13 protein-coding genes and 2 pseudogenes are annotated in these 19,484 nt (G+C 65.3%); 8 read left to right on the top strand and 7 right to left on the bottom strand.

Going from position 1 to position 19,484, the window contains the following annotated elements; translation table 11 throughout:
- Positions 1 to 417, top strand: a pseudogene (locus tag OWR21_RS10905) (DNA topoisomerase IB); the annotation flags it as partial.
- On the opposite strand, the gene OWR21_RS10900 reads toward OWR21_RS10905, so the two are convergent.
- The 3 genes from OWR21_RS10900 to OWR21_RS10890 are packed head-to-tail and all read right to left on the bottom strand — an operon-like array spanning position 351 to position 6,338.
- Positions 351 to 1,895, bottom strand: a complete 1,545-nt coding sequence (locus tag OWR21_RS10900) for an efflux transporter outer membrane subunit (protein WP_316875164.1) — start codon at positions 1,893 to 1,895, stop codon at positions 351 to 353. The pseudogene OWR21_RS10905 and the gene OWR21_RS10900 sit on opposite strands and share 67 nt — an antisense overlap.
- A gap of 2 nt (positions 1,896 to 1,897) precedes the next feature.
- Positions 1,898 to 5,050 (bottom strand): efflux RND transporter permease subunit, encoded by a 3,153-nt coding sequence (locus tag OWR21_RS10895; protein WP_332395222.1) that lies wholly within the window; start codon positions 5,048 to 5,050, stop codon positions 1,898 to 1,900.
- A 16-nt stretch (positions 5,051 to 5,066) separates the two neighbouring features.
- The gene (locus OWR21_RS10890) at positions 5,067 to 6,338 is read right to left on the bottom strand and encodes an efflux RND transporter periplasmic adaptor subunit (RefSeq protein ID WP_332395221.1); all 1,272 of its coding nucleotides are present in this window, start codon (positions 6,336 to 6,338) and stop codon (positions 5,067 to 5,069) included.
- A 567-nt stretch (positions 6,339 to 6,905) separates the two neighbouring features.
- Here OWR21_RS10890 and OWR21_RS10885 point away from each other — a divergent pair.
- From OWR21_RS10885 to OWR21_RS10870, 4 genes are all read left to right on the top strand, one after another.
- Positions 6,906 to 7,577: a TetR family transcriptional regulator gene (locus tag OWR21_RS10885; RefSeq protein ID WP_147213444.1), complete on the top strand. Its 672-nt coding sequence runs from the start codon at positions 6,906 to 6,908 to the stop codon at positions 7,575 to 7,577.
- Positions 7,574 to 8,467: a patatin-like phospholipase family protein gene (locus OWR21_RS10880; protein ID WP_332395219.1), complete on the top strand. Its 894-nt coding sequence runs from the start codon at positions 7,574 to 7,576 to the stop codon at positions 8,465 to 8,467. Before OWR21_RS10885 ends, OWR21_RS10880 begins: the two co-directional genes overlap by 4 nt.
- 105 nt (positions 8,468 to 8,572) lie before the next feature.
- Positions 8,573 to 9,997 carry a dihydrolipoyl dehydrogenase family protein gene (locus OWR21_RS10875; protein WP_332395218.1) on the top strand — a complete coding sequence of 475 codons (1,425 nt, stop codon included), beginning with the start codon at positions 8,573 to 8,575 and terminating at the stop codon, positions 9,995 to 9,997.
- 101 nt (positions 9,998 to 10,098) lie between these two features.
- Entirely contained in the window at positions 10,099 to 10,989 is an 891-nt protein-coding gene (locus tag OWR21_RS10870; protein WP_332395216.1) for a DODA-type extradiol aromatic ring-opening family dioxygenase, read from the top strand.
- Positions 10,990 to 11,020: 31 nt separating this feature from the next.
- Here the strand turns inward: OWR21_RS10870 and OWR21_RS10865 are convergent, their stop codons facing one another.
- The gene (locus OWR21_RS10865) at positions 11,021 to 12,049 is read right to left on the bottom strand and encodes a D-2-hydroxyacid dehydrogenase family protein (RefSeq protein WP_147213467.1); all 1,029 of its coding nucleotides are present in this window, start codon (positions 12,047 to 12,049) and stop codon (positions 11,021 to 11,023) included.
- 424 nt (positions 12,050 to 12,473) lie between these two features.
- Between OWR21_RS10865 and OWR21_RS10860 the strand changes: the two genes are divergently transcribed.
- The 3 genes and pseudogenes from OWR21_RS10860 (at position 12,474) to OWR21_RS10850 (ending at position 16,604) form a co-directional block, all read left to right on the top strand.
- Positions 12,474 to 14,342: a phosphoenolpyruvate carboxykinase (GTP) gene (locus OWR21_RS10860; protein ID WP_316875170.1), complete on the top strand. Its 1,869-nt coding sequence runs from the start codon at positions 12,474 to 12,476 to the stop codon at positions 14,340 to 14,342.
- A gap of 857 nt (positions 14,343 to 15,199) precedes the next feature.
- Positions 15,200 to 16,041: pseudogene (locus tag OWR21_RS10855) on the top strand (winged helix-turn-helix domain-containing protein).
- A 101-nt stretch (positions 16,042 to 16,142) separates the two neighbouring features.
- Positions 16,143 to 16,604, top strand: coding sequence for a DUF3617 domain-containing protein (locus OWR21_RS10850; RefSeq protein ID WP_332395215.1), 462 nt, complete (start codon positions 16,143 to 16,145; stop codon positions 16,602 to 16,604).
- 70 nt (positions 16,605 to 16,674) lie between these two features.
- Here OWR21_RS10850 and otnI read toward each other — a convergent pair whose 3' ends face one another.
- The 3 genes from otnI to otnC all read right to left on the bottom strand — a co-directional run bounded on the left by otnI (position 16,675) and on the right by otnC (position 19,460).
- Complete coding sequence (gene otnI, locus OWR21_RS10845; protein ID WP_332395214.1) at positions 16,675 to 17,463, bottom strand: 2-oxo-tetronate isomerase; 789 nt, start codon at positions 17,461 to 17,463, stop codon at positions 16,675 to 16,677.
- A 23-nt stretch (positions 17,464 to 17,486) separates the two neighbouring features.
- The gene (locus OWR21_RS10840; protein ID WP_332395226.1) at positions 17,487 to 18,710 is read right to left on the bottom strand and encodes an MFS transporter; all 1,224 of its coding nucleotides are present in this window, start codon (positions 18,708 to 18,710) and stop codon (positions 17,487 to 17,489) included.
- A gap of 162 nt (positions 18,711 to 18,872) precedes the next feature.
- Positions 18,873 to 19,460: a 3-oxo-tetronate 4-phosphate decarboxylase gene (gene otnC, locus OWR21_RS10835; protein WP_442968621.1), complete on the bottom strand. Its 588-nt coding sequence runs from the start codon at positions 19,458 to 19,460 to the stop codon at positions 18,873 to 18,875.
- Between the last annotated feature and the right edge of the window lie 24 nt (positions 19,461 to 19,484).

The raw sequence follows: 19,484 nt of genomic DNA, 5'->3' as shown, positions 1-19,484 counted from the left end.
AAAGACTACCGCACATGGGCGGGCAGCGTGCTGGCGCTGGACCTGCTGCGCGGGCGACCAGCGACCAATGCCACCGAGGCACGCCGGCAAGTGGTGGAGGCCATTGCCGCAGTCGCTCAACGCCTGGGGAACACGCCGGCCGTCTGCCGCAAGTGCTACGTGCATCCGGCCGTGGTGGACGCATTCCTGGCGGGCGAGCTGGAAGCCCTGCCCCCGGTTCGGGCACGCAAGGGCCTGCGACGCGAAGAGGTGGCCCTGCTTCAATTTCTCGAACGCACCGCCGGCACAAACGGCGCCGGCAAAAAAAGCCCGCCTGAACAAGGCGGGCTTCGGAGCGAACAGACGCGAACTTACTTCGATTGCTGCGGCGTCATGTCGGGCGTGGCGGGCGCAACGCCTGGCGCAGCCGTCGGCTGAGCCTGCTGTGCGGCCACAGTGGTGCTGTGCTCCTGCAGGCCACCGCCCAGCGCCGTGTACAGATCGATGGCGTTGGTCAGGCGGGCTAGGCGCGTCTGCACCAGCGTCTGGTCGGCGCTGAACAGATCGCGCTGCGCGTCGAGCACATCGAGGAAGCTCGACACGCCGTTGCGATAGCGCTGGTCAGACAGCGTCAGGCGATCGGCCGTGGCATCGCGGAAGCGCTTCTGCGCTGCCACCTGATCCTCCAGCGTACCGCGCGCCACGAGGGCGTCGGACACCTCGCGGAAGGCCGTCTGGATCGTCTTCTCGTAATTGGCAACCGCAATCTTCTGGTTGGTCTTCGTCAAGTCCAGATTGAAGATGTTGGTGCCCCAGTTGAAGATCGGCAGCGTCAGGTTCGGCACGAACGACCAAAACCCCGTTCCGCTCTTGAACAGATCATGCAGCGCGCCGCTTGCCGTGCCCACGTTGGACGTCAGCCCGATGCTCGGGAAGAACGCCGCACGCGCCACGCCAATGTTGGCGTTGGCGGCAATCAGCTTCTGCTCGGCCTGGCGGATGTCAGGGCGTTGCTCCAGCAGCTCCGACGGCAGACCCGGCGGAATGTCGGCCACGATCTTCTCCGACGACACCGTGGTCGGCGCAGGAAGATCGGCCGGCAGCGGGGCGCCCACCAGCAGCACGAGGGCGTTGGTCGCCTGGGCATACTGGCGCGTCAGCTGCGCCACCGACACACGCACCGATTCCACCAGCGTCTCGGTCTGGCGCAGATCCAGCGCCGACGAGGCGCCTACGTCAAAACGCTGCTTGGCCAGCTTGTAGTAGTCCTCGCGTCCCTTCAGGGTCTGCTGGGCCAGTTCAAGCTGCTCGGCGTACGCGCGCTCGTTCAAGTAAGCCTTGGCGACCTGCGAGATCAGGCTGATCTGCGCGGCACGCCGGCCTTCGTCCGTTGCGAGATAACTCGCACGCGCAGACGACGTGACGTCGCCCACGCTGAACAGGTTCACCTGGTAGTTGCTGATGCCCACGCCAAGCTGGTACTGCTTGGTGTAGATGTCGCCGCCGGTGGTTGAGATCGACGGCGGCGTATGGCTGCGCGTGTACGTGGCAGACGCATTGACCGGCGGCAGCAGGTCAGCGATCTGCAGGCGGTACTGCGCACGCGCGGCCTCGACGTTGAGCATGGCCACGCGCAGGTCGCGGTTGTTCTCGAGCGCCAGGCCGATCAGCTTCTGCAGGCGCGCATCAGGGAAGAACTCGCGCCAGCCCAGTTCGGTCGCGCGGGGCGCGTTCTCGCCGGGCTTCGCGGAGTCTGCCGGCACGGCATAGCCCGCTGGTGCCTGCGGATACGTGCTCGTTATCGGAGCATCCGGGCGCTCATAGGTGGGCGCCAGCGAGCAGCCGGACAACACGCCGGCAGCCAGCAGGAGCGCCGGCAGTAGCGCAGGGGTTCGAAAGGTCATCGTTTTCTGCATGTTCAGATTTCCTCGTCCAGCGGACGGTGCGCGGCATCCAGACGGCGTTGACGCTCGCTGCCCTTGAAGACGCGGCGGACCACCACGAAGAACACAGGCACCAGCACCACGGCCAGCACCGTCGCGGTGAACATCCCGCCCATCACGCCGGTACCGATGGCGCGTTGGCTGGCGGAGCTGGCGCCCGTGGCAATCGCCAACGGCAGCACACCCAGGATGAAGGCGAACGACGTCATGATGATCGGACGGAACCGCAGGTGCACGGCTTCGAGCGTCGCCTCGATCAGGCCCTTGCCTTGCGCCTGCAAGTCCTTCGCAAACTCGATGATCAGAATTGCGTTCTTGGCGGACAGGCCCACCACCGCAATCAGGCCGACCTTGAAGTACACGTCATCGGGCATTGCGCGCAGCGTCACGCCCAGCAGTGCGCCAAGCACACCCAGCGGCACCACCAGAATCACCGCCGCCGGGATCGACCAGCTTTCATACAGGGCGGCCAGCACCAGGAACACCGCCAGCAGCGACAGCGCATACAGCGCCGGCGCCTGCGAGCCCGAAGCCTTTTCCTGCAGCGACTGGCCCGTCCACTCGTAGCCGATACCGGCCGGCAGCTTGGCGGCCAGGCGCTCCATCTCGGCCATGGCGTCACCCGAGCTGGCACCCGGCGCGGCTGCACCCGACAGGCGGACAGCCGGATAGCCGTTGTAGCGCACGAGCTGCACCGGGCCGACGATCCAATGGCCCTTCGCGAACGTCGACATCGGGACCATGTTGCCCTGACTGTTGCGCACGTACAGGTTCATGATGTCTTCGGGCTGCATGCGGTTGATCTTGTCCGCTTGCACGATCACACGCTGCTGACGACCGTAGTTCGGGAAGTCGTTGGCGTACGCCGAACCCAGCGCCGTCGACAGCACGGCGTTGATGTCGGTGAACGAGACGCCCAGCGCATTGGCCTTCTCGCGGTCGATGTCCACCTGGTACTGCGGCGAATCTTCCAGACCTTCCGGGCGCATGCCGGTGATGATCTTGCCCTGCGCCGCCATCCCCATCAGCTGATTGCGAGCAGCCATCAGCGCGTCGTGGCCCAGGCCCGCGCGGTCCTGCAGACGGAACGTGAAGCCCGTTGCGTTACCCAGTTCCGGAATCGGCGGCGGGTTCAGCGGGAAGACAATCGCATCGCGAATGCCGCCGAACAGCGCACCAAAGGCACGGCCGGCCACGGCATCAGCGGTTTGGTCCTTGCCCTTGCGCTCGCTCCAGTCCTTGAACGGGGTGAAGACGATACCGGCGTTCGGGCCGTTACCCGAGAAGCTGAAGCCCTGCACGGCCACGATGTTCTCGACCGCCTTTTCCTGCTTGTAGTAGTTCTCGACCTGCTTGATCACTTCCAACGTGCGGTTGGCCGATGCCCCCGGCGGCAACTGGATGTTGGTCACGATGTAGCCCTGGTCTTCGGTCGGCAGGAACGAAGACGGCAGGCGCAGGAACAGGAACACCACCGCCGCGATCAGTGCAACATAGATGACCATGTAGCGGAAGGTCTTCTTCAGGATGCGTTCCACGAAGCTCTGATAGCGGTTCGTGGTGGTGCTGAACATGCGGTTGAACCAGCCGAAGAAGCCTTTCTTCTCGTGGTGCGAACCCTTCTCGATCGGCTTGAGCAGCGTCGAGCACAGTGCCGGCGTGAGCGTCAGCGCCATGAGTGCCGAGAAGAAGATCGACGACACCATCGACAGCGAGAACTGACGATAGATCGCGCCCACCGAGCCCGAGAAGAACGCCATCGGGATGAACACGGCCATCAGCACCAGCGTAATACCGATGATGGCGCCTGTGATCTGGCCCATGGCCTTGCGGGTCGCTTCGCGCGGGGGCAGGCCTTCTTCGGCCATGATCCGCTCGACGTTTTCCACCACCACGATGGCATCGTCAACGAGAATACCGATCGCCAGCACGAGGCCGAACATCGTCAGCACGTTGATGGAGAAACCCATCGCGTTCATGACGGCAAACGCGCCCAGCAGCGAGATCGGCACCACGATCGACGGCACCAGCGTGTAGCGGATGTTCTGCAGGAACAGCAGCATCACCAGGAACACCAGCACCATGGCCTCGAACAGCGTCTTGACCACTTCTTCGATTGAGATCTGGACGAACTTCGAGGTGTCGTACGGCACCTTGTATTCCACGCCGGCCGGGAAGTACTTCGAGAGCTCTTCCAGCTTGGCCTTCACGGCCTTCGCGGTGCCCAGCGCGTTACCCGTGGGCGAGAGCTGCACACCAATGGCCGAAATCGGCTGGCCGTTGATCCGCGCAGACGTCGAGTAGGTCTGGCCGCCCAGTTCCAGGCGCGCAACGTCCTTCACGCGCACGAGTGAGCCGTCCGGCTTGGCGACCAGCACGATGTTGCCGAACTGCTCGGTGGTCGTGAGCTGGCCTTCCACCACGACCGTCGCCGCGAGCGGTTGGTCGGAGACGGACGGCAGATCGCCGATCGTACCGGCCGAGACCAGCGCGTTCTGCGCACGGATGGCGTTGTAGACGTCCGTCGGGGTCAGCTTGTAGCCGACCAGCTTGGCCGGATCGATCCAGACGCGCATCGCGCGCTCCGTACCGAACAGCACCGCCTGACCGACGCCCGGCACGCGCTTGATTTCGTTCAGCACGTTGCGCGAGATGTAGTCGCCCAGCGCCACCGGATCCATCTTGCCGTCGGTGGATGCCAGCGTGGCGAACAGCAGGAAGTTCGAGCGGGCCTTGTCGACCTGCACGCCCTGCTGCGTCACCGCAGACGGCAAACGCGCTTCCACGCGCTTCAGGCGGTTCTGCACGTCCACCTGCGCCAGCGCCGGATCGGTACCGGCCTTGAACGTCACGGTGATCTGCGCCTGGCCGTTACCGCCCTGGCTGACCGACTCCATATAGAGCAGGCCGTCCGCACCGTTCATTTCCTGCTCGATGATGCTGGTGACGGATTCGTCCAGCGTCTTCGCATTTGCACCCGGATACGTTGCCGTGATGATGACGGACGGCGGCGCAATGGTCGGGTACTGCGAGATCGGCAGCTGGGTGATCGAAATCGCCCCAGCAAGGATGATGAACAGCGCGAGCACCCAGGCAAAGACCGGGCGATCGATAAAAAACTTTGCCATGCGATGGCTCCTTGTTTTACTGCTTGGCTGCCGGTGCGCTGGCAGCGGGAGTGCTTGCAGCAGGGGCGCTGGCTGCCGGTGCGGGTGCCGCGCCGCTACCCTGGCCGCCCTGACCTTGCGGGGCCTTGCCCTGGCCTGCCTGCATCGGCTGCCACGGCACGGCCTTGACCGGTGCGCCCGGACGAACCTTCTGCAGGCCGTCGACGATCACCTTGTCGCCCGCCTTCAGGCCGCTGGAGACGATCCATTCGGTACCGGTCGAGCGGTCGGCCTGGACCTGGCGCACGGCTGCCATGCCCTTCTCGTCGACCACCATGACGGAGGCGCCGTCCGGGCTGCGCGTCACGGCTTGTTGCGGCACCGTGATCGCCTGCTCGTCCACGGCCTGCTCCAGACGGGCACGCACGTACATGCCCGGCAGCAGCGTGCGGTCGGCGTTCGGAACGATCGCGCGCAGCGTGATCGTGCCCGTGGCCGGATCCACCGTCAGGTCCGAGAAGTAGAGCTTGCCCGATTGGGCATAGGCACGGCCGTCTTCCGTCACGAGCGTAACTTTGGCCGCATCGCCACCGGCCTTGGCCAGCTTGCCGTCCTTGAGCGCCTGCTGCAGACGCATCACTTCGGTGCTCGACTGCGTGAAGGTCAGATAGATCGGATCGATCTGCTGCACGGTCGTCAGCAGCGTCGCCTCGCCCTGGCCGACGAGCGCGCCTTCGGTGACCTGCGCCAGACCGGCACGGCCGGAGATGGGCGAAGTCACGCTGGCATAGCCGAGGTTCAACTTGGCGGTTTCGACGGCAGCGCGGGCGGCGGCCACGTCAGCGGTGGCTTGCTTGGCGGCGGCAGTGGCGTCGTCGTAGTCCTGCTTGCTGATGGCGTTGGTGGCAACCAGCGGCTTGTAGCGCTCAGCCTTCAACTGCGCCTGCGTTTGCGTGGCTTCCGAACGCGCAAGCTGTGCCTTGGCGCTGTCCAGCGACGCCTGATACTGCGCCGGATCGATCTGGAACAACTGCTGGCCGGCCTTCACGTCGCTGCCTTCAGCGTAGGTGCGCTTGAGCACGATGCCCGCGACCCGTGCGCGCACCTGTGCCACACGCGTGGCCTCCAGGCGGCCCGGCAACTCGCTGGTCAGGCCAACGGAGTGCGGCTGCACGGTCACAACGCCGACTTCGGTCGGAGGTATGCCGGCGCCGCCCGGCCCTTGTGCCTGCTTGTTGCCGCAGGCTGCAAGTGCCACCACCATGAATGCGGCGGCAGCGAGTTGGTGATAACGGCGGGTGTTCGTCATAGATGACCCCATGTGGCGATAAGCGGAATGCCGGGTGCCGCAACGCCGCGCAAACGAGTGCGACGCCGGCAAGCCGTCAGCGAAACCAAAAAACACAAAACGAAAACGTCCGATGCTAGCTGCATCTCGCGGCATGCGATATGGCCTTTGCGACGAACTCGCAACAACTCGGACCAGAATGCTAAGACGCGGGAGCGATCGGCAGTCGATCTCCAGCCCGCTGACCGACAAGAGACGAAGTCGGGCCCGGGCCGCTTGCCCGCATGAATGTGGCGCATACGGCCATGGGCAAGCGACGGAGTGCGCGCTATTATAGATACGTTCGCGTATGTATGTAAGTCTCGCCCTCGACGAATAGGGACTCCGTTGACACGTTTCCGGGGTTCGTAGCAATGACGGCGATCAAGCGAACAGGCTGCGCATACCGCGCTGCGACAAGCATTGTCAGCCAACGGACCTGCTGCCGCGTTGTGCGGGGCGCAATGGTGCGTTGCCTGGAATTGTGCATTGCACAAAGCCAATCGAAAGAACGCCGGACGAGATACCGCGGCGTTCCTCTGGAAGATCATGGTCAGACGAACAAAGGAAGAAGCCCTGGAAACACGTAACCGCATCCTGGATGCGGCGGAAGACGTGTTCTATGCGCGCGGCGTGGCACGCACATCGCTGTCGGATATCGCGCAGGCCGCGGGCGTGACGCGCGGCGCCATCTATTGGCACTTCCGTAACAAAACCGACGTCTTCGCCGCCATGTGCGAGCGCGTGAAGCTGCCGATGGAGACCATGTGTACCCCACTTGGCGTGGAGGCCGATGACCCGCTGGGTGAACTGCGCACCGTGGGCAACTTCCTGCTGCGGCAACTCGTGGAAGACGCGCACTGGCGCAAGGTCTTCGAGATCATGTTCAACAAGTGCGAGTTCGTGGAAGACACAAGCCCCATCCTCAAGCGCCAGCAGGAATCGTTTGAGGAAGGCATGGCCCATCTGACGAGCATCATCGAGCAGGCGGCGCGGCGCGGGCAGTTGCCGGCCGACCTCGACATCCCGCTGGCCGTGGCGCATTTTCATGCGACATTCAACGGCATCATGGGCGATTACCTGTTCTACCCGGACGCCTCGAGCCTCGCCACCAAGCGCGAGCGCCTGCTGGACGCCTGCATCGACACCCTCAAATATGCGCCGTCGCTGCGGCTGGAGCCGGCAGCCGCAGCGGCCGCCCGCAGCGGGGCCTCGGCATGAGCGCGCCGGTGTTCGATCAGATGGTCTTTGCCGGCGGCGGCAATCGCTGCTGGTGGCAGGCCGGCTGGTGGGACGTCGTGCAGCCCGAACTGGGCCTGGCGCCGCGCGTGATTGCCGGCATCTCGGCCGGCGCGTCGACGGCGTGCATGCTGCATGCATGGAATTCGGCCGAGCTGATGGATTACTACGGCGAAGCCTTGCACCAAAACACCCGCAACGCCCATTGGGGCAACCTGCTGCGCGGCGAGCGCGTGTTTCCCCACTACGGCATGTACCGCACGGCGCTGCTGACGGTGTTCGGCGAGGGCCGCTTCGCGCGGCTGGCGCAGGCGCCCGAGATCCGCATCGGCGTGGCGCATATCCCGCGCTGGCTGGGCGCACGCTCGGCGGTGGCGGCGGGGCTGATTGCGTACAACATCGAAAAGCACGTTCGCAAGACGCTGCACCCGACGCTGGGCAAGCGCCTCGGCTTCACGCCGGAAATCGTGCGCGCGCAGGATTGCGCCACACCGGAAGACCTGGCAGACCTGCTGCTGCAATCCGCTTCCACGCCGCCGTTCACGCCGGTGCTGCGGCGCGCGGGGCGGCCGGTGCTCGACGGCGGCATGGTCGACAACGTGCCGGTGCACGCGCTGGACGCCACGCCGGGCGACGCGCTGGTGCTGGTCACGCGCCTGTACCCGCGGCCGACGTATTTCCGCATGGACGTGCCGGTGGCCGACGGCGTGCAGCGCCGCTTTTATGTACAGCCCTCGCGCAAGGTGCCCATTTCGAGTTGGGATTACACCCGCCCCGGCGCCATGCGCGACGCCTATGCGCTCGGGCGTCATGACGGCGAAACCTTCCTGCGCGAACTTCCACGCGGGTTCGCCACGGCGGTGGCTGCGTAACCACCTCCTCCAAGACAGGCGGCGGGCGCGCCGCTTGCTCCACATGGCGCGCCCGCCGGCGTGCCACCAGGGTCGTCCGGCCGATGCTTCTTCGACGGACACTTCATGCCCGCAAACCCTGCACATGCGTTTGACCTGATCGTGATTGGCGCCGGTTCGGCCGGGCTCGCGGCTGCGCGTCGATCTGCGCAACTGGGCGCGCGCACGCTGCTGATCGATCGGGCGCAAGTGGGCGGCACCTGCGTCAACCGCGGGTGTGTGCCCAAGAAACTGCTCGGCTACGGCGCTGCCTGGTCGCAGGCGGTATCCCAATGCCTGCGCGCCGCAGACGCCACCGATGCCTGGGCCGATGCCATCGCCCGCACGCGCGCCGAAGTTGCCCGCCTGCACGAAACGCATTTCGCGCACTTGGCCGATGCCGGTGTGCAGTGGCTGAGCGGCACCGCATCGCTGCGCGGGCGCGGCATCGTCCGGCTGCAAACCGAGTCCGGCAAAGCTGCGCTGCGCGCGCGCCAGATCGTGCTGGCCGCCGGCGCGCGACCCACGCCGCTCCCCGTACCCGGCGCGGAGCTGGCCTGCACTTCCGACGACGTGTTCGGCTGGGACGCGCTGCCCGCCTCGCTCATCATCGCGGGCGGCGGTGTTGTCGCGGTGGAAATGGCGTCCACGCTGGCGCGCTTTGGCGTCCGGGTGACCGTGCTGACGCGCGATGCGCGCGTGCTGCCGGAATTTGATGCCACGGTGGGCGAGGCCGCCGCGCAGTCGCTGGCTGGCTGCGGCGTCGACCTGATCCTGAACGCCGACGTCGTCCGCATCGAACACGATGCCGTAAACGGCGGCGGCATGGCCGTCTACGCGAGCACCGAGGGCAGCGACGCTCTGCGCGTGCTCCGCGCCCAGCGTGTCATGAGCGCCATCGGCCGCGCGCCGAACCTTGCCGGCCTTGGCCTGGACGCGGCGGGCGTCACACTCGATGCGCACGGGCGCATTGCCGTCGACCGCCACTTCCGTACGCGCGCCCGCGGCGTCCACGCAGTCGGCGACGTCTGCGGCGGCAGCCCGCTGCAATTGACGCCCGTGGCCGCGGCGCAGGGCCGCTACGTGGCCGAACGCCTGTTCGGCAAAGGCATCAAGCTGCCTGACATGAACACCGTGCCGATGGCCGTGTTCTGCGATCCGGCCATCGCCAGCGTGGGCCTGACCGAGGCCGACGCCCGCGCGCGCTGGCCTGAATTGGGCAAACGCGGCCCAGACACCGACAAACGCGCGCTCGCCGACCGCATCGACGTGGTCGTCCGCCGCTTTGTCTCGCTGGAACAGCGCTTTGCGGGCACGGGCATGGAGTCGCTGATCAAGCTGGTGTGCAACGCGCGCAGCGGCCGCGTGCTGGGCGCGCACATCGTCGACAACGCTGCCCCGGAGATCATCCAGGCGCTCGCGGTGGCCGTGCGCATGGGCGTGCGGCTCAAGCATCTGCAGTCCACCGTGGGCCTGCACCCCACCGTGGCGGAAGAATTGCTGAGCATGTAAGCGCACTCATTCAATTTTCCTGATCCCGCCCTGCAAATCCATGCACGTTACGGGCGCGGCGTCGGCGCAGAATGACAGGCATATTCTTCAGGAAATTTGACATGCTCCCCGTGCTTTACCTGTCCCATGGGTCGCCCATGCTGGCGGCCGATCCCGGCCCCGTCGGCAAGATGCTGGCGGCGCTCGGGCAAGAGATGGCAGCCCTCAAGCCGCGCGCCATCGTTGTGGTTTCGCCGCACTGGATGACGCGCCGACCCGCCGTCACGGCGCGCGCGCAGCAGGAAGCCTGGCACGACTTCGGCGGCTTCCCGCCGCAGCTCTACGCCCTGGAATACGCCCCGCCGGGCGCGCCGGACTTGGCCGAACGCATCCGCACGCTGATCGACGGCAACATCGTCCCCGGGCTGGAAGAACAGGCCTCCACCGTGCTGGACCCGCGTCAGCCGCTGGACCACGGCGCCTGGGTGCCGCTGATGCTGATGTTTCCGGAGGCGAACATCCCCGTGGTGCAGGTCTCCTTGATGCCGGGCTTGTCGCCGGCGTGCCAGATGGCGATGGGGCGCACGCTCGCGCCGCTGCGCGACGAGGGCGTGCTGATCGTCGGCTCCGGCAGCTTCACGCACAACCTGCGCGCGCTGATGCGCGGCCCGGGCATGGCGCAGCACGGCGTGCCGGTCGAGCCGTGGGTCACGGCCTTCCGCGAATGGATGATCGAGACGATGACCGACGGCATCCGCAGCGGCGATTTCACCTGCTTCTGCGATTACCGTGCGCAAGCCCCGAACGCCGCCCACGCCCACCCGACCGACGAACACCTGATGCCGCTGTACGTGGCGCTGGGCGCAGCGATGGGGCAGCCGAGTCAGGCCACGCAGGGCGGCGTGCAGGCTCAGCACGTGGTCGATACGGTGACGTACGGATCGCTGGCGATGGACAGCTTCCGCTTTGACGGCGCAGGCGCCAATCAGCCGCAGCTGCGCGCCGCGGCTTGATTGATGGAAACGACGGGTAGAACGACTGGCGTTATGCGCGGATCAGCGCAGGCGCCAGTGCCGTCGGATTGACCACGCTGTCGACGTTGCCCTGCAGAACATCGAGGATGTTCTGGAACGCGATGCTGAAGTACAGCTCGTAACCTTCGCGCTCGACGTAGCCGATGTGCGGCGTGCAGATGCAGTTCTCCATGCGCAGCAAGGTGTGGCCTTGCAGGATGGGCTCCGTTTCAAACACGTCGATGGCCGCCATGCCGGGGCGCCCGCGGTTGAGCGACGTCACCAGGCCGTTTTCTTCCACCAGCTCGGCGCGGCTCGTGTTGACGAACAGGGCGGTCGGCTTCATGCGCGTGAGGTCGGCCACCGTCACGATGCCGCGCGTTTCGTCGTTCAGGCGCAGGTGGACGGACAGCACATCGGACTGCTCGAACAGCGCCTCCTTCGAGTCGGCCACGGCAAAGCCATCGGCACGCGCGCGTTCCTGCGATCCCTCGCGGCCCCACACCAGCACATTCATGCCGAAAGCACGGCCGTAGCCGGCCACGAGTTGGCCGATCTTCCCGTAGCCATAGATGCCCAGCGTCTGGCCCTTCAGGACGCGGCCGATGCCAAAGTTGGGCGGCATCGTCGTGGATTTGAGCCCCGATTGCTGCCACGCGCCGTGCTTGAGGCTGGCCACGTATTGTGGGATACGGCGCTGTGCGGCCATCACCAGCGCCCAGGTCAGCTCGGCCGGCGCCACGGGCGAGCCCTTGCCCTCCAGCACCACCACACCCTTGTCGGTGCAGGCATCCAGATCGATATGGCCGCCCGAATCGCGCGATACGCGGCCGGTCTGGCTGATGATCTTGAGTTTGGGCAGACGATCGAGCAGCTGGCGCGTGACGCGCGTGCGCTCCCGGATCAGCACGATGGCTTCAACGTCCGCCACGCGTGCGGCCAATTGCCCCACGCCTTTGACGGTGTTGTTGAACACTTTGACTTCGTGGTCTTGCAGCAGGCTGAAGCAGTCCAGCTTGCGAACAGCGTCTTGGTAGTCGTCCAGTACGGCAATCTTCATCGACATCTCACTTCGAACAATGGTGCGCAGCAAAAAACAGCGATCCCTCGCGGTGGTATTCTTCCCATCCTCGTCGCACGACAATCCGTGTCGACGTTCGGAATTGCCCGCCGCGGGCACGCAATTTGCGCAGCCCCGCTGGTGACGAGTCCTTGTTCTAGGGTCTGTTGACCTCGGTCCCGCCACTTTAGCGCACGCGGCCCCCGCTGCCCGGAAAAACCCACATTCCGCCAGCGCTCCGCTTTGTAACTGAATGTGAAATCAGCACGGCTACCGTCCCTCCGCCTGCCTCACCTCTCCCTCTGGAAATCGCTGATCCGGCTTGCTGCTGATGCGCCGTCGATCGCTTTCCACCCGCCGCTCGGCGCGGCCACCGTGCTGATCCGACACCGATTTCTTTCTCACTTCCATTGGAGTTTTGGTCATGAATCAACCCGTGATGCAGGGCGTGCCCGCATTGAACGTGCCCGATTACGTGAAACACCCGCGCCTGATCGCGTGGGTGGGCGAGGTGGCGGCGCTCACCAAGCCAGAGCGCATCGTCTGGTGCGATGGTTCGCAAGAGGAATACGACCGCCTGTGCGCCGAAATGGTGGCCGCCGGCACGATGAAGCAGCTCAATCCGGCCAAGCGCAAGAACTCGTACCTGGCGCTGTCGGACCCGTCGGACGTGGCGCGCGTGGAAGACCGCACCTTCATCTGCTCGCAGAAGAAGGAAGACGCCGGCCCCACCAACAACTGGACGGCCCCGGCCGAGATGCGCCAGACGCTGAACGGCCTGTTTGACGGCAGCATGCGGGGCCGCACGCTGTACGTGGTGCCGTTCTCGATGGGGCCGCTGGGCTCGCCGATCGCACACATCGGCGTGGAGCTGTCGGACAGCCCGTATGTGGCCGTCAACATGCGCATCATGACCCGCATGGGCCGCGCGGTGTACGACGTGCTGGGCAGCGACGGCGATTTCGTGCCGTGCGTGCACACCGTCGGCAAGCCGCTCGCCGCGGGCGAGAAAGACGTGCCGTGGCCGTGCAACCCGACCAAGTACATCGTGCATTTCCCGGAAACGCGTGAAATCTGGTCGTTCGGCTCCGGCTACGGTGGCAACGCGCTGCTGGGCAAGAAATGCTTCGCGCTGCGGATCGCCTCCACCATGGGCCGCGACCAGGGCTGGCTGGCCGAGCACATGCTGATCCTGGGCGTGACGTCGCCGGAAGGCAAGACGTATCACGTGGCAGCGGCCTTCCCGTCGGCCTGCGGCAAGACCAACTTTGCGATGCTGATTCCGCCCGCAGGCCTGAACGGCTGGAAGGTGACGACCATCGGCGACGACATCGCCTGGATCAAGCCCCGCAAGGACGCCGCCGGCAAGACCCGCCTGTACGCCATCAACCCGGAAGCCGGCTACTTTGGCGTGGCACCGGGCACGAGCGAGAAGACCAACTTCAACGCGATGGCCACGCTCAAAGAGAACGTCATCTTCACCAACGTGGCCCTGACCGACGACGGCGACGTGTGGTGGGAAGGCATGACCGACACGCCGCCAGCGCACCTGATCGACTGGCAAGGCCAGGACTGGACGCCCGAGACCGCCAAGGAAACGGGCCGCAAGGCTGCCCATCCGAACGCGCGTTTCACGGCGCCGGCCGCGCAATGCCCGTCGATCGATCCGGAATGGGACAACCCGGCCGGCGTACCCATTGATGCGTTCATCTTCGGCGGCCGCCGTTCGACCACCGTGCCGCTCGTGACCGAAGCGCGCGACTGGACCGAAGGCGTGTACATGGCAGCCACGATGGGCTCGGAAACCACCGCCGCCGCTGCGGGCCAGCAAGGCGTGGTGCGCCGCGACCCGTTCGCCATGCTGCCGTTCTGCGGCTACAACATGGCCGACTACTTCGCGCACTGGCTCAAGCTCGGCGAGAAGCTTGCCGAGAGCGGCGCGACGCTGCCGAAGATCTTCTGCGTGAACTGGTTCCGCAAGGATGAAAACGGCAAGTTCGTGTGGCCGGGCTTTGGCGAGAACATGCGCGTCCTCAAGTGGATGGTCGATCGCATCGAAGGCCAGGCACAGGGCGAGGAGCACGTCTTTGGTGTGTCGCCGCGCTACGAAGAACTGAGCTGGGATGGCCTGGACTTCACGGCCGAGCAGTTCGCCAAGGTGATCTCGCTGGACGCAGAGGCCTGGAAGCAGGAGCTGGCGCTGCACGACGAGCTGTTCACGAAACTGGCGCACGGCCTGCCGCAGGCGCTGCCCGACGCCAAAACCCGCCTCGAAGAACGCCTGGACAGCTGACACCGGCAGCCGCCTCGGCATCAGGAAGAAGCCCGCCTCGCGCGGGCTTTTTTCGCCCGCAGAAGGTTGCCCAAACAATGAGCAGTAATCCTAAAGTTTTAAATCGTGTGAATTACCCCTGCCAGCAAAACAGATCAATTGATTTTTAGCGAATCAATTTGTTTTGTAAAAAATACCGACGCACACATGAGAGCAGCCATTATGGCGGCGCGAGCATAATCGTCATGCATTTATGCCGGGTTTGAATCATTGCCCGCATGGTATCGGCCAAGAACGTTGCCTGGCATAGCTTTATGAAGAATGCATGTCAACCGCGGCACCCCAATGCGTGTCGGGTTGAATGAATTTCCAAATTTTAAAATTCCTGCGTGACGAATCCCTACGGGATTCTTATAATCCGGCAAAACGGAATCCTTTCTCTCTGAGCCAGAGGGGGGTTCACGACTAGAGGAAACGGGAAAGGGCGAACAAGCCTTATGCCAACGGAGGTGGGGGATCCCTACTTCCCCGGCGCTCGGGGGGCGCCGGCTCGGATTGCGCGCAGACAACGCCGCAAACTGTGCAAACGATTGCATGGTTCGGCACGCTGCGGCAGGCGCCGAGGGGTTTGCAGACCTTTCTCAGGACCACCCTGGACACCACCCAGGAGGCTCCGCTGGCGATCGTCGACGGGAACCGCAGCATGACGATCCGCGCAAGGCCGACGGCCAGGCAACAGCGCCCGCAAGAAACGACATGCGAGCACAAGCGCAACTGCGCGCATGGCACTCATAACAACGCGCACCGCAGACAGCAGAGCGCAGCCGCGAGGCTGCTCGCCGGAGTGTGTCGGCTGGTTAGACGGGAGGTATAACAAAGTGGGTATTCAGATCTTGCTGGTCGAACAAGACCAGGCAGAGGGGAGCGTCTGTCGTTTTCCCTGCGTGATGGTGGACACGATGTTCAACGGGTCAGCCATCCGGGCCAGGCGCAGGCTGCCATCCTGGCCGCCATGCCGGAGCTTCTCCTCATGGAGTGGACGTGGCCCGAACGCGAGTCGATCGACATGCTGCTGGCCTTGCGCGCCAACATGCAGACGCGCGGCCTGCCGGTCATCGTGCTGTCCCGTCATGGCGATGCGCGCGCCAAGATTGCCGCGCTGGACGCCGGTGCCGACGACTACGTCGTCAAGCCGTGCGACACGGGCGAGCTGCATGCCCGCATCCGCGCCGTACTGCGCCGCCGCGCGCCGCATCAGCATGGCGACGACATCCTGCAGGTCAACGGCCTGCGCCTCGATCCGCTGACGCTGGGCGTGACCGCACAAACCGACACCGGCCCGCGCGCCATTCCGCTCAGCCCGCTGGAATTCCGCCTGCTGCACTTTCTCGTCGCGCATCCGCAACGCGTGCATTCGCGCACGCAACTGCTGGATCGCGTGTGGGGCAACCATGTCTTCGTGGGTGAGCGCACGGTCGATGTGCACGTGCGCAAGCTGCGCGTGGCGCTGGCCGGCACGCCGTGCGATGGCCTGATCCAGACCGTGCGCGGCGGCGGCTATCGCCTCGTTGTCGGCACCAGCGGCGCAACGGCCATGCATGCGGCCGAAGCGATCGGCCTGCAGCTCGAAGCCGCGACCCGCAAGGCCGAACTGCCGTCGTACGGCCACATGCCGACATCGCGTTCGCTGGCCAAGGAACCGGTGCGCCTGGGCGCCTGAGCCCAGGTCGATCCAACGCATCGCGCATCCCCGACGCCCATCGCCGCTCATGCCGGGCGGGGATGGGCGTCGCGTCATCTCATCCGTTCAAGGTATCGAATATGAAGCTGTGGCACAGCGGTGTACTGCTGGCTGGACTCGCGCTGGGCGCGCACGCGCAGGAAGTCACGCCAGGTTTGTGGGAAAGCACGGCGAGCGTGACGCTGAACGGCAAGCCGTTGCCGCACTTTGACGAGCAAGGCCGCCAAGTACCGAGCCGCCCCGAACGCGGCTGCCTGAGCGCCAACGATGCCGGGGACGTGCGCACCATGTTCGAGCGTTCCATTCGCCGCGATCAACAAGGCTGCAAGCTCACGCGCTGGAACTACACGCTCGGCACGCTCAAGGTCACGCTGTCGTGCGAAGACCCGCAGGGCGGCAAGGGCGTGCTCGAAGCCAGCGGCCCGCTGACGCCGACGTCGTACAACATCAGCGGCAATGGCCAGTATCAGCATCCGCAGTTTGGGCCGATGAAGAGCGGCTTCCACTACCAGGGCCGGTACCTCGGCGCGTGCAAGTCGTAAGCGGCGCGCCAAAACACAACGGCCGGACTGCACACGCAGCGCCGGCCGTTTTTGTTTGAGGGAAGCCCGATCAGCGTTGGCTCTCGCGCCAGCGCTTGAGCCAGCCGAGCCCTTCGCTGGTGCCGGCACGGGGCCGATACTCGCAGCCGACCCAGCCGTTGTAGCCAAGCGCATCCAGCAACGCAAAGAGGTGCGGATAGTGCAGCTCGCCTTCGTCCGGTTCGTGGCGATCGGGCACGCCGGCGATCTGCACGTGGCCCACACCATCGACGTATTGCTTCAGCTTGACCGACAGATCGCCCTCCATGATCTGCGCGTGGTACAGGTCGAACTGCACCTTGACGTTGGCCGCGCCCACCTCCTTGCACACCGCATGCGCCTGCGCCTGGTGCGTGAGGAAGAAGCCCGGCATGTCGCGCGTGTTGATGGGTTCCAGCACGATGGTGAGACCCGCGCCGGCAGCCTCGCGCGCAGCGTAGGCGACGTTGCTCACGTAGGTGGCGTGATGGCGTACGCGGTCTGCACCGGCGGGCAGCAGGCCGGCCATGACGTGCAGGCGCGTGTTGCCGAGCACCTGCGCATACTCCAGCGCCGTCGCAATGCCGCGCTTGAATTCGTCTTCGCGACCGGGCAATGAGGCGATGCCGCGCTCGCCGCCCGCCCAATCGCCGGGCGGGGCATTGAATAGCGCTTGCGTGAGGCCAGCCTCGTCAAGACGGGCGCGGATATCGGCCTTGTCGAAGTCGTAAGGAAAGAGAAACTCCACGCCCTCGAAGCCGTCTTTTGCCGCGGCGGCAAAGCGGTCGAGGAACGCGTGCTCCTGGTACATCATGGACAGGTTGGCGGCAAAGCGCGGCATGACAGACCTCTGAATACGATTGCTTATTTATTGACCAGCTTGGGCGGCGTGCGCAACACGGCAATGCAGCCAAGCACCAGCACGCCCGCCAGCGCATACATGCCGGCGGATGTGCTGCCCGTCATGTCCTTGAGCGCACCGATCATATAGGGGCTCACGAACCCGGCCAAGTTGCCGACCGAGTTGATGGCGGCAATGCCGGCCGCAGCAGCGGTGCCTTGCAGGAACGCCGTGGGCAGCGACCAGAACAGCGGCGCACACGTCAGCACGCCCGCGGCAGCCAATGACAGGAACACGATCGACAGCGCCACGTTGTTACCCGCGGTTGCCACCACCGCAAACCCGACTGCGCCCATCAACGCGGGCACAACCAGGTGCCAGCGGCGCTCGCGGCGTGCATCGGCGCTGCGGCCGATCAGCACCATCGTGATCGCCGCACAGACATACGGAATGGCGGAAAGTACGCCCACCATCAGGGTGTCTTTCACGCCGGCGTTCTTCACCAGCGTCGGCATCCAGAACGTCAAGCCGTACTGGCCCATGACAAAGGCGAAGTAGATCAGGCTCATCATCCACACGCGCGGATCGGAGAACACCTTGCCGATGCCGGGATGCTCGGTCTTGCCTTTGTTGTCGGCCGCAATGTTGGCTTCGAGGATCTGCTTTTCCTCTTCCGACAGCCACTTGGCCTTGCGGATGCTGTCGTCGAACTTCCAGAGCACCAGCAGGCCAACCAGCACGGCGGGGATGGCTTCGATCACGAACATCCACTGCCAGCCCTGCCAGCCTTCGCCGGCGCCCACCCCGTGAAATGCGCTCATGATCCAGCCCGACAGCGGGTTGCCGAAGATGCCTGAGATCGGAATCGCCGCCATGAACATCGCCACGATGCGTGCGCGGCGGTGCGACGGATACCAGTACGTCAGGTACAGGATGATGCCGGGGTAGAAGCCGGCCTCTGCCAGGCCCAGGAGAAAGCGCATCACATAGAACTGGGTGGGCGTCTGCACGAATGCGAACGCGCCGGAGATCAAGCCCCACGTGATCATGATCCGCGCGATCCAGATGCGCGCGCCGATCTTGCTCATCAGCAGGTTGCTGGGCACCTCGAAGAGGAAATAGCCGATGAAGAAGATGCCGGCACCCAGCCCGTAGACCGTCTCCGAAAAATTCAGCGCCTGCGACATCTGCAGCTTCGCAAACCCGACGTTCACGCGGTCGAGGTACGCGACCACGTAGCAGAGCATGATGAGCGGGACGATGCGGCGCGACACGCGCGCATAGACGCTGTCCTCTTTGAAACGGCGTGCGAAGGCAACGCCGCCGTGGTGGCGGTCGAGGTGTTCATGTGGTCTCCGGTGTAGGTTTTATGTGGGCCGGGCAGCGGGCTACCGATTTGCCTCTGATCGCTACCAACGGGCTCCGAACGTCAGGCGCAGTTCGTCGATCTGCGCGCCGGACAGCGGTGCCGGCTTGGGTTCGGTCATCAACCAAAGCCGTGCGGTTTCTTCCAGTTCTTCCAGCGCGTACGCCGCGTTGGATACCGAGCCGTGCCAGACCACGGGCCCCAGCCGGTCGAGCAGCACGGCGCGCACATCGCACGCCAACTCGGCAATCTGCGCGGCGACATCCGGATGCCCCGGCCGCTGATAACGGACAAGCGGCACGTGGCCGACCTTCATCACGTAGTACGGCGTGATGGGCGGCAGCACGTCGGCTTCATGCCAGACGCCCGCCAGCGTAAGCGCCACGAGATGCGTCGAATGCGTGTGCACCACGGCATGCGCGTCGGCATTGCGGTCGTAGATGCCGCGATGCAGGGCGAGCGTTTTCGATGGTTTGTCGCCGCCGACCCACTCGCCTGTCGCCAGCACCTTGGCAATGCGCGCCGGGTCCAGCGTGCCGAGGCAGGCGTCGGTGGGCGTGATGAGCCAGCCGTCGGGCAGCCGCGCGCTGATGTTGCCTGCCGTGCCGGCGGTGTAACCGCGCGCATACAAGCTCTGGCCGACGCGCGCGATCCT

It is taken from the genome of Ralstonia sp. 1B3, assembly GCF_036631435.1.
This window is presented reverse-complemented; position numbering and strand designations above follow the sequence as displayed.

Excerpts from the sequence above, each read along its gene's own strand:
- OWR21_RS10880 (WP_332395219.1), top strand. The coding sequence starts at position 7,574 with ATGAGCGCGCCGGTGTTCGATCAGATGGTCTTTGCCGGCGGCGGCAAT.
- OWR21_RS10875 (WP_332395218.1), top strand. The coding sequence starts at position 8,573 with ATGCCCGCAAACCCTGCACATGCGTTTGACCTGATCGTGATTGGCGCC.
- otnI (WP_332395214.1), bottom strand. The coding sequence starts at position 17,463 with ATGCCGCGCTTTGCCGCCAACCTGTCCATGATGTACCAGGAGCACGCG.
- OWR21_RS10850 (WP_332395215.1), top strand. The coding sequence starts at position 16,143 with ATGAAGCTGTGGCACAGCGGTGTACTGCTGGCTGGACTCGCGCTGGGC.
- OWR21_RS10865 (WP_147213467.1), bottom strand. The coding sequence starts at position 12,049 with ATGAAGATTGCCGTACTGGACGACTACCAAGACGCTGTTCGCAAGCTG.
- OWR21_RS10900 (WP_316875164.1), bottom strand. The coding sequence starts at position 1,895 with ATGCAGAAAACGATGACCTTTCGAACCCCTGCGCTACTGCCGGCGCTC.
- OWR21_RS10895 (WP_332395222.1), bottom strand. The coding sequence starts at position 5,050 with ATGGCAAAGTTTTTTATCGATCGCCCGGTCTTTGCCTGGGTGCTCGCG.
- OWR21_RS10860 (WP_316875170.1), top strand. The coding sequence starts at position 12,474 with ATGAATCAACCCGTGATGCAGGGCGTGCCCGCATTGAACGTGCCCGAT.
- OWR21_RS10885 (WP_147213444.1), top strand. The coding sequence starts at position 6,906 with ATGGTCAGACGAACAAAGGAAGAAGCCCTGGAAACACGTAACCGCATC.
- OWR21_RS10870 (WP_332395216.1), top strand. The coding sequence starts at position 10,099 with ATGCTCCCCGTGCTTTACCTGTCCCATGGGTCGCCCATGCTGGCGGCC.
- OWR21_RS10890 (WP_332395221.1), bottom strand. The coding sequence starts at position 6,338 with ATGACGAACACCCGCCGTTATCACCAACTCGCTGCCGCCGCATTCATG.
- OWR21_RS10840 (WP_332395226.1), bottom strand. The coding sequence starts at position 18,710 with ATGCTCTGCTACGTGGTCGCGTACCTCGACCGCGTGAACGTCGGGTTT.